Raw genomic sequence first — 10503 nt, forward strand, 5'->3', positions numbered from 1 at the left:
TGTAATATGGATTTCCCTTCAAATCAAAATCCCCACAAGGACACCATTATACCCGTTTAATCCCTCAATATGTCTTTTTATAGGCAAATGGATGTTTTTTGCCTTGTTTACCTGACTCTTTACCCTTTCACCACAAAGTCCATACCCCGTGTGTCTTTTTTTTCTGTTGCTTTTATCTTTATACCCACAGCTACTATATCTCTGTGACGTGTATGCCGGGTTTATCTCTACTATCTTTATCCCCTAGATTTTTTCCTTCGTTTTGTATTATTCCCTATCATCTATCTTCTAATGGTTTCTGTAGGTTTTTATTGGCCCGTCTATGTATCCCTTATTCCCCGGTATTTTACTGCAATAGTTGATTATCACCATACATGCTTATTATCTCCAAATTTAAGACTTATAGCCATAGAATACCTCAACATATCTGTACTCCTACTATATCCCTTTGTCCTCCTCTTAACCTACTGTTTTTATCTATTAACATAGAGGGTATAGCTTCGTTGTTATTTATTTCCCCATAGGTCCCAACCACATGTCTATACCCCTCTATCCATTCTTTATAAACTTTATAGTAGATGTTTTAATACATAAATACTAGGGAAAATTTTTCATAAGGCTCTAAAAAAGTCTTCCCATTTCTATCCCCCACCTCAAAAACTGTTTTTTCTCTTCCATCTTTAAACTTTACTGCATTCCAGATGTGTACAGATTTTCTTTTCTCCCCTTTCCTTGCTTTAACGTAAGTCCACACCTCGTCAAAAGACATGTATTCCACCTTTTCTTACCCTAACCCATTAGTCATTTTTTTAAACTATTTTCTTCTTTTTGAATTAACCTTTTAACTTCCCTGTATATCCAACAGGAGATAGGGCCTTTTGGTATGGGAGTTATTCCATTTATGGCGGATATAGTTATAAACCTTCAGCCACTTTTAGGAATTGAATTTTTTTTGATTTTGAGTGAGATGTCCTTGAGGATTCTAATGTAAAAGTTTTTCCCCATTGCCAAAGTAATTTTCGTTTACCGGAGGGTTGAACACTATTTTAACCCATTCAACACAACGGTTAGAACCACAAATGGCGTATTATGTCATGTCTGTATTTTCTTGGTATGCCTTGTTTTTTTCTCCATGGGCCTACTAAACGACCGATTTTGTGTTCCTACTTTCGCCTTTTAACTGCATTTTTAAATTTAAAACTGAACTTTTTTGCTGTTTTTTGTATCTCTTGAAAACCCATTTATCCCCGGCATTTTTTTCTAATATTCCGCAACGATGCTCCCATATTTACTATTGTTTTCTTTCCCCAAAGCCTTGTCACTTTTTTGGGGATTACCATTCATTTTTGTCTCCGGATAAGGCAATGGTCTACCATTTATTCTCCTATTTCAACCTTGAGACAAATTTGTTTAAATATCTTCTAGATGTAGGAGACAAAACTATCCAAACCCCGCCGGCACTGACAGAGGTGTTTGATTTTAGGAATTTTAGTTTTAGAAGTTTGTTGAAATTTCCGTGTATACTGTGGCTATATTTATGTCCTCTCTAGGAAGAGGTTTAACCTGTGGTACTCTTATAATGTCACTCTTATACTGTCTGGGAGGAATAGATGTAGGCCTATATTATATCTCCCATCTGTTATTACCCGAAGGAAGAGTTTTTATACCTTTCTTTTGGCGTTAAACCGTGGAATTTTGTAGAGAAAATAGAAAATATAAAAAAACGCCACGCGGGTATTTATAATCATAAACCATTGTAAAAGTCCTGTGTCAAGTCCTCATGTTTTTGATTGTTTATAGTTTTCTCCCAAAACAATTCCAGTCTCTAATAAAAGTTGCGTCAGATTGGGCATCTTTTCTTTCCCTTCTTGAATTGCCATACCCCCCTATAAATAGGCCCTACCTTTTGGCTATTGGGACAGTCCTGCCCGACAATTGTACTATAGACATCCATAAAAATCAATAATTCCTCCATAGCACCAAATACTAGTCGCCAATACCATTGACTAGAGACAAGGAAAGCATCATGGGGAATGTAAAGAAAAAAGTAGTCGTAGTAACGGGGATTAGTATCATCTCCTGTCTAGGCAACACAAAACAGACATGGGAAGGTATTATTCAGGGTAAGTCGGGGATTAGAATGCATCAACCCTTTTCTTGTTTCCCGCCTCTGCCTCTGGGGATGATTAACCCTAAACCCACCCCCATTGAAGACTTAACAGTAAGTCTGATTGAACAACTGTGCCAAGATGCCCTCCTCAGTATACCCCAAAAAGAGATAGCAGTGGTAATTGGGTCTAGTAGAGGCTGTCAGAGTAATTGGGAATTATTCCTCCGGCAGTCTATTCACCCCTCCAACTGGTTAAATACCCTCCCCTGTCAGCCAGCCATAATCACTGCTAAGTATCTCCAGAGTGAAGGAGTAGTATTATCTCCCGCCAATGCTTGTGCTACAGGCCTAGTTGCTATTGCCCAGGGATACGAATTAATTCAACAAAATATATGTGATAAAGTTGTAGTAGGAGGGCTGGATAGTGCGATTACGCCGTTAACCATTGCAGGGTTTATCCAGATGAAGGCGATGTCCGGGAGGGGGTGTTATCCCTTTGCCAAAAAACGGGATGGGTTTGTATTGGCAGAGGGAGGTGCCATGTTACTATTGGAATCATTGGAGGAAGCGGAAAAACGTGGTGCAAAGATTTATGGGCGTATTTACAGTTGGGGCATTTCCTGTGACGCACAGCAATTGACTGCGCCTGCGGCTGACGGTATTACTGCCACCAGAATGATAGAAGACTGTTTACGACGCAGTGGCATTTCCCCTTCTGATATTGATTATATCCACGCCCACGGCACTGGTACTGTCCTCAACGATGAGAGGGAAGCTAAGATCATTCAATCTCTTTTCCCCCACAGTTTTGTAAGTTCTACTAAGTGCTACACAGGGCATACACTAGGAGGGGCAGGCGCCATTACTACAGCCTTGAATTTTTTGGCGTTACAAAAACAGTTATTACTACCCCAAACAGCAGAGATGGAGTTGGAGTTTCCCCTCAACTTTGTAACCCAGCCACGCCTACTCCCCCTGAGAATAATGTTAAGCCTAGCCTTTGGTTTTGGTGGTCAAAATGCAGTAGTAGTAATGGGGCGTCTTTAGTGCTAATCTTAGGGGAAAAGTTAATCCATTTTTACAGTTATGATTATCACTAATCCCGGATTATTGTCTGATGCCCGTTTTGAAGTCAAATACCTAGACAACTACCAGGCAGATGCCAGGGAGGGGGAAGATGTTATTAGGGGTTTAACCTCCTCCCCCAAGACTTTACCCCCCAAGTATTTCTATGATAGTAGGGGTTCGGAATTATTTGAACGGATTTGTGAATTGCCAGAGTATTATTTAACACGCACAGAGACTGCTATTCTAGTCTCTGTTTGTGAGGAGATTGCTTCTATTACCGGGTTATGTGAGTTAGTGGAATTAGGTAGTGGCAATTCCCAAAAAACCCGTTTACTACTATCAGCTTATGAGAATTTGGGCAAACCCTGGCGTTATATCCCTATTGACGTTAGCAGGGACACTCTTTACAATAGTGCCCTTAAATTGTTTCACGATTATCCCCTTTTGTCCATTCTAGGCTTAGTGGGTACTTATGAACAAGCCCTATTACAGTTGCCTTCTCCCTGGCATAGGAGAATGCTAATTTTTTTGGGGAGTACATTAGGCAATTTTACCCCAGAAGAGACTGAAGAGTTTTTTGGCTTAGTGAGGCAAGTTTTAAATCCTGGTGATTATTTCCTTTTGGGTATTGACTTACAAAAACCCATAGACATCGTAGAAAAAGCCTACAATGACAGTCAGGGTATTACTGCTGCCTTCAATTTGAATATTCTTTCCCATCTCAACTGGCGTTTTGAAGGCAATTTTAATTTAGCTCTGTTTGAACATCAGGCAATCTATAACCCTGAAAAACACCAAATAGAAATGTATTTACAAGCGGTAAAAGCTCACACGGTGGTCCTAAATAAACTAGATTTAGAAATAGCATTTAAAGGGGGAGATAGAATACTGACGGAAATTTCCCGCAAATTTGACCTTCAAAATATAATGGCTACTCTGGGGAAATATGACTTGAAGACAGTAAAATACTGGACAGACAAAAACCAATGGTTTGCCTTGATTCTGACTCAAATAAATACCACCAATTTATGTTAGAATTTCCCTCGATGTAAGGCTGTAATAAACATCTATTTTCTCCTCATTATGAACAACCCCCAGGAAAACAACAAATCCAACCCCTCACCAGCCGAGACAAAAATAACCCCCCTACGCTGTTTTATAGGGGGTAGCATTGCCGGCGGTATAGGTTTTGCCTCCTTCCATTTGACTAAGGCAGTGGTTTTTACCTATGCCAACACCCCTATCACCTTCTCCAATCCCCTCGCTGTCAATATTGCCGCCACCGTTAGGACTTTAGTTATTGGTATTACCATGCTTGCTACCTTTGTATTCTCCCTGGTGGCTGTAGGCTTAACTCTCTTGGGATTCAAACTAATCCTGGATTCCCTCAAGGGCAATCCCTCCCCTTAGTCAATACTTAGTTGTTTTTCCTTAAGTGTTGAGGAACTATATGCTGTAATGGGCAAGAGTGGGACATTCTGTTTGAACTTATTTTTGCCTCTTACAAACCCCATACCTCTTGACTACTTAGTTACATGCTCTTAAGGATTAGCCAGGGATTTGTGGGGTGCCATGGGCAAAATATGTATTTTATTTAAAGTTATTATTTGCTCTTTACAAAATCTTTAAATTGTCACTTAATAAAATCTTGATACTAGGATTGGTGACACTTTTGAGGTTTCTGTTTTAAAATTTAGGATAGAGGAAATAAATATTATTTAGTTTTTTGTCACAATATATTCTTCTTTTTCTGAACAAAAAAAATAAATCCCCGTGGCCCTAAGGTCTAGATCCATGTTTGCAGTCTTCGTGAATGATACTCATAACACCGACAAGTGGTCGAATCCTAACCTCGCTCCCCTTGTGGGATATAATGAGACAGTACACCCCTCCGTCTACTCTTTCTGGAAGAGGGTAATAGATATTGTAGGTGCTTTGATTGGCCTGTCGATTACGGCTATTATTTTCCTGCCTGTGGCAATAGCCATTAAATTGGATAGTGAAGGCCCAATTTTTTATAGTCAGATTCGCTGTGGCTTGAATGGGAAACCCTTTCGCATCTGGAAATTCCGTAGCATGTATAAGGATGCCGACAAGAAAAAACACCTAGTGGAAAATAGGGTGAGGGGACATATATTCAAAAATGAAAATGATCCCAGAATTACAAGAGTCGGTAGATTCCTACGGAAAACCAGTATAGACGAATTTCCACAATTTTGGAATGTCTTGATAGGGGATATGAGTTTGGTTGGGACTCGTCCTCCCATTCCTGATGAGGTAGCATATTATAATGCAAGACACTGGTCGCGTCTACGGGTTAAACCTGGTATCACTGGTGAGTGGCAGGCAAAAGGACGTTCATCTATCACCGATTTTGAGAAAATTGTAGACATGGACTTAGAATATCAAAGAAAATGGTCAGTCTGGTACGATTTATACCTGATTCTCCTCACGATTAAAGCAGTATTCCAAGGCAAGGGTGCTTGTTAAAAAATAACTCTTAAAACTGGCATAAAAATTACCAAAACACACCCCCCTGAGGTCAAAATAAAGGAGAGAAAATGGCCTCTATTTTTTTGCCCTTTTATTCTATAACCTTAAAACAACACAACACAGTTTTATTTTAGGCTAATATTATTATTGAGTGTATCCATTTTTCACCTGATCTTCTATTAGTTGCCACAGGTGATTTATTCTCTCTATAGCCTCTGCGGTAGAGATTTTACCATTACTATGTAATCCGGCTATATACTCCACTTTTAGAGAAAAAAGTCGCAAATTTTCTCCTAGGCTATTTTTTTGGCTTATTTTTTTTGACTGGCAGTCTTCTGAATGTCTTTTCATGGGATGAAACTTCCCTTTTCCTCAACAAAATATGGACAATGCCCTATACTAATCTATATTAACCCTATCTTAACCTTAATTTAAGGTGCTGTTAAAGAAAGGATAACAAAAAGGTGGAAGGGAGGAAATGCTACGAGTGGGGATGGCGGTGAGAGTGAAAAACCCAGAATATGCTAGGGGATTGGTAGGTTATCTAGTCATGCAGGAATCTCCCTCCCGTTGGCTAGTAAGAGTGGTTATTCCCTCTAGTATCCCAGAAGAGATAATTTTATCTTTGGAAGAGTCGGACTTTGAGGTAATACAGGAAAATAGTCTTTAGCTGCACCCCCTTCTAAAAATTCATCCAAAAGCAAATAAAATCATGTTAGACTGTTAAATGGTCTGTTTTTTGACAAAAAAGTCGTCGAGGTCGAGAAAAGGGGATTTATCCATGAATAAAAAAAATCCAGCAGACAATTATAGTGCAGAACAAATACAGGTATTGGAAGGATTAGAGCCTGTCAGAAAGCGCCCGGGGATGTATATTGGTTCTACTGGGATAAGAGGTTTACACCATCTAGTATATGAGGTAGTAGATAACTCCATCGATGAGGCTTTGGCCGGTTATTGTACCAATATTGATGTATCCTTGAACGAAGACGGGTCAGTAACGGTGGTAGACAATGGGAGGGGTATCCCCACAGACATTCACCCACGTACAGGTAAATCCGCACTAGAAACAGTTTTAACTGTATTACATGCGGGGGGTAAATTTGGTGGCGGGGGTTATAAGGTTTCTGGTGGCTTGCATGGGGTAGGAATTTCTGTTGTCAATGCCTTGTCTGCCTGGGTGGAGGTGACAGTATGGCGTGATGGGAAAGTGTATACCCAGCGTTTTGAAAGAGGAAAGCCGGTTACTGAATTGATTACTAGAGACAATGATACCAATCATCCCCGCGGCACCTCCGTTACTTTTCTCCCCGACGCGGAAATTTTTACAGAAACCACCCAGTTCGATTATAACACCATTGCCACCCGTCTTAGGGAATTAGCCTATCTCAACGCCGGTGTTAGTATTACTTTCACTGACAAACGAGTTCAGCCCCCTAGGGTAGAAACCTATTGTTATCAAGGGGGTATTAAAGAATATGTCGCCTACATGACACAAGACAAGGAGTTGCTACATGATGACATCATATACATTACGGGGGAGAAAAATGGTGTCCAGGTGGAGGTGGCTTTGCAGTGGTGTGTAGACTCTTATAGTGACACTATTCTAGGCTTTGCTAATAATATCCGCACTGTAGACGGAGGCACACATTTAGAGGGTTTAAAAACCGTTTTAACCCGTACTCTTAATAATATAGCCCGTAGGAGAAATAAACTTAAAGAAAATGAGCCTAATTTGGCGGGAGAGAATGTCAGAGAGGGATTAACGGCGGTAATCTCTGTAAAAGTGCCTAATCCTGAATTTGAGGGGCAAACTAAGACTAAATTGGGCAATTCTGAGGTGAGAGGCATAGTCGACTCATTAGTGGGAGAGGCTTTAAGTGAATATTTGGAATTCCATCCTCAAGTGGCCGATAGTATTATAGAAAAGGCAATTCAGGCATACAAGGCGGCAGAGGCAGCAAGACGCGCGCGGGAATTAGTTAGACGCAAATCGGTTTTGGAGTCTTCCCCCCTACCTGGCAAATTAGCAGATTGTAGTTCAAAAGATCCAGCAGAATCGGAGATTTTTCTTGTAGAAGGGGATAGTGCAGGCGGTAGTGCAAAGCAGGGAAGAGATAGACGTTTCCAGGCAGTCTTGCCATTGAGGGGTAAAATTTTGAATATAGAAAAGACTGACGATGCCAAAATCTATAAAAATGCCGAAATTCAGTCTCTCATTGCCGCCTTGGGTTTGGGGATTAAGGGAGACGAATTTGACCCCTCCCAGTTGCGTTATCATAGGATTGTTATCATGTCCGTTGCCGGCGATGAAACTACCCTAGTAAAAGACAATTATGGCAATATCCAGTTAGTTACAGTCGGGGGGTTTATCGATGACTGTGTGGAAGGCAGACGTAACCCCACAGACTATCAGGTATTGTGTTTTGACTTGAAGACTAATTTAACTCGTTTTCGCCCCCTTGCTGCCGTTATCCGTCATCCCCATCACGGAAAAATTTATCAGCTCACTACTCGTTATAATCGTTCAGTAAAGGTAACATCTTCTCATAGTGTCTTTGTATATGAAGATGGCAAAGTAAAACTGAAAAAGGGGAATGAGGTGAAAGTAGGCGACTGGCTGGTAGTCTCCCGTCGTTTGCCTTCCTGTCATACCCCCTCTACTCCCATTGACTTGTTACAGCTGTTTTCCCAGGCAGGCTTTACTGATAGTTTTTACCTTCGTGGTAGGGGATTGTCTGAAATTTTTCGCCGAAGGGTAACTGTTTGGGTAGATGCCGAGTCTTTGAGGGTGTCTTTAGATGATTGCCAGTGGGAGAAATTAGTGACACTGAGGAAGGTAAGGGGTATCACTGAAAGAGAATTGGCTACTGTTTGTGGGTTAACAGATGAAAGAGAAATCAACCGCTGGGAAAAAGGGTTAACAAAACCCAGTTTACTCTCCTTCCTGAACTATATTACTACTATTGGTGCCAGTGACAGTGTTGTCTACGGTGGTGGAAATGTAAATATTCTTCGCCAACACAACAGTAGGGAAAATACCAAACGGGAATATGACAATACTGATTGTTTTCCCCTTAGTAGTTTTACTCTCCAAGATTTGATGACTATAGGGGAAGAGGTGAAAATTGTCTCCTTTGCATCCCCGAAAGAGGAATTTGACCGTTTTCTTCCCATCACCCGGGAGTTAGTATGGTTTTTGGGATGGTGTCTTGGGGGTGTTGTTACTGACAAGACTAATAGCAGGGTTGACTTGTTTATAGAAAGAGGGAAAGAGAATTTCCTTGAAAAATTAATCACGTCGATTGTGAAGGTTTTTGGTAATACTCCCACTACCACCACCACTGCCACGGGGAAGAGGTTGTGGTTTAAAAGTCTCTTGGCATCTTCCCTGTTACAGGCATGGGGGATGACTAAACCTCCCTCTCAAAAGTCTTTGCCTAATTTGGTTTTTACCCTCCCTCAAGAGTTACAATATGAGTTTTTGCAAGCTTATTTCTTGGCTGATGGCTTTATCCATAACAACAGTCTCCTGTTTATTACCCCCTCTCACTGGTTGAAGGAGGGGTTATTATATCTTCTCTTACAGTTGGGTGTCATTGCAGACAATTACCATTCTTCCTCCGGTTATGTTATCAGCATCAGCGGCAAGTCACAATTGGAAAAATGTAGGCATATATGGCAACTCCATCCCCATAGTCAACAGTTGCAGAAGTATCTTACTAGTGGTGACGAGGCGGAGGAAGTAGAGTGTGTTGCTATCAGTGATGACTTGATGGGGTTGAGGGTAATTGCTAACCAAGAAGTAGATTTACAAGGGGATTATGTTTATGACTTCTCTGTGAGAGAAGATGAGAATTTCCTTTGTGGCACCGGAGCTGTAGCTTGTCATAATACTGATGCAGATGTAGATGGGGCTCATATACGCACACTTCTACTAACCTTCTTCTATCGTTACCAGCGGGAGTTAGTGGAACAGGGTTACATTTATATTGCTTGCCCGCCGTTGTATAAGATAGAAAGGGGGAAGAACTACTATTACTGTTATAATGAGAGAGAATTGCAAGAAAGGATTGCCTCCTTTGGCCCCAATGCTAATTATACCATTCAGAGATTTAAGGGGTTAGGGGAGATGATGCCGGAGCAGTTGTGGGAGACTACCATGAATCCGGAAACTCGTATTTTAAAAAGGGTAGAGATTGAGGATGCTGCTGAGGCCGATCGTATTTTTACCATTTTAATGGGGGACCGAGTTGGACCCCGCAGGGAGTTTATTGAAACCTATGGTCCCAAGTTGAATATTACCGATTTGGATGTATAATCAATAGGGTGGGCTCAGACCCACCCAAAAATCCCTCTAGACTTATTATTGGCCTTTTATCTGTAACTATATTACTGCTATTGGTGCCAGTGACAGTGTTGTCTGGGGTGGTGGAAATATAAATATTCTTCGCCAACACAACAGTAGGGAAAATACCAAACGGGAATATGACAATACTGATTGTTTTCCTCTTAGCAGTTTTACTCTCCAAGATTTGATGACTATAGAGGAAGAGGTGAAAATTGTCTCCTTTGCATCCCCGAAAGAGGAATTTGACCGTTTTCTTCCCATCACCTGGGAGTTAGTATGGTTTTTGGGATGGTGTCTTGGGGGTGTTGTTACTGACAAGACTAATGGCAGGGTTGACTTGTTTATAGAAAGGGGAAAAGAGAATTTCCTTGAAAAATTAATTGCGTCGATGGTGAGGGTTTTTGGTAATACTCCCACTACCACCACCACTGCCACGGGGAAGAGGTTGTGGTTTAAAAGTCTCTTGGCATCTTCCCTGTTA

10 protein-coding genes are annotated in these 10503 nt (G+C 41.0%); 7 read left to right on the plus strand and 3 right to left on the minus strand.

The features are described from left to right. Nucleotides 1–18 precede the first annotated feature (18 nt). Both IGQ44_02260 and IGQ44_02265 read right to left on the minus strand, forming a co-directional pair. Nucleotides 19–240, minus strand: coding sequence for a transposase (locus IGQ44_02260; protein ID HIK36802.1), 222 nt, complete (start codon nucleotides 238–240; stop codon nucleotides 19–21). A gap of 343 nt (nucleotides 241–583) precedes the next feature. Further along, nucleotides 584–769 carry a hypothetical protein gene (locus IGQ44_02265; protein ID HIK36803.1) on the minus strand — a complete coding sequence of 62 codons (186 nt, stop codon included), beginning with the start codon at nucleotides 767–769 and terminating at the stop codon, nucleotides 584–586. 1257 nt (nucleotides 770–2026) lie between these two features. Between IGQ44_02265 and IGQ44_02270 the strand changes: the two genes are divergently transcribed. The 4 genes from IGQ44_02270 (at nucleotide 2027) to IGQ44_02285 (ending at nucleotide 5668) form a co-directional block, all read left to right on the plus strand. Beyond that, nucleotides 2027–3157 carry a beta-ketoacyl-ACP synthase gene (locus IGQ44_02270; protein HIK36804.1) on the plus strand — a complete coding sequence of 377 codons (1131 nt, stop codon included), beginning with the start codon at nucleotides 2027–2029 and terminating at the stop codon, nucleotides 3155–3157. Between the two features lie 39 nt (nucleotides 3158–3196). Continuing rightward, nucleotides 3197–4213 carry an L-histidine N(alpha)-methyltransferase gene (gene egtD / locus IGQ44_02275; GenBank protein HIK36805.1) on the plus strand — a complete coding sequence of 339 codons (1017 nt, stop codon included), beginning with the start codon at nucleotides 3197–3199 and terminating at the stop codon, nucleotides 4211–4213. 48 nt (nucleotides 4214–4261) lie between these two features. Then, nucleotides 4262–4588 (plus strand): DUF3082 domain-containing protein, encoded by a 327-nt coding sequence (locus IGQ44_02280; protein ID HIK36806.1) that lies wholly within the window; start codon nucleotides 4262–4264, stop codon nucleotides 4586–4588. Nucleotides 4589–4972: 384 nt separating this feature from the next. Continuing rightward, entirely contained in the window at nucleotides 4973–5668 is a 696-nt protein-coding gene (locus IGQ44_02285; GenBank protein ID HIK36807.1) for a sugar transferase, read from the plus strand. 147 nt (nucleotides 5669–5815) lie between these two features. Here the strand turns inward: IGQ44_02285 and IGQ44_02290 are convergent, their stop codons facing one another. Continuing rightward, on the minus strand, nucleotides 5816–6022 hold the full coding sequence (locus IGQ44_02290; GenBank protein ID HIK36808.1) for a hypothetical protein: 207 nt from the start codon (nucleotides 6020–6022) through the stop codon (nucleotides 5816–5818). Nucleotides 6023–6149: 127 nt separating this feature from the next. Between IGQ44_02290 and IGQ44_02295 the strand changes: the two genes are divergently transcribed. From IGQ44_02295 to IGQ44_02305, 3 genes are all read left to right on the plus strand, one after another. After that, complete coding sequence (locus tag IGQ44_02295) at nucleotides 6150–6341, plus strand: hypothetical protein (protein ID HIK36809.1); 192 nt, start codon at nucleotides 6150–6152, stop codon at nucleotides 6339–6341. A gap of 111 nt (nucleotides 6342–6452) precedes the next feature. Further along, the gene (locus IGQ44_02300) at nucleotides 6453–9992 is read left to right on the plus strand and encodes a DNA gyrase subunit B (GenBank protein ID HIK36810.1); all 3540 of its coding nucleotides are present in this window, start codon (nucleotides 6453–6455) and stop codon (nucleotides 9990–9992) included. A 217-nt stretch (nucleotides 9993–10209) separates the two neighbouring features. Continuing rightward, nucleotides 10210–10503, plus strand: a 294-nt coding sequence (locus tag IGQ44_02305) for a hypothetical protein (protein ID HIK36811.1), incomplete at its 3' end; no start/stop codon positions are given.

It is taken from the genome of Geminocystis sp. M7585_C2015_104, from assembly GCA_015295805.1.
Classification (GTDB): Bacteria; Cyanobacteriota; Cyanobacteriia; order Cyanobacteriales; family Cyanobacteriaceae; genus DVEF01.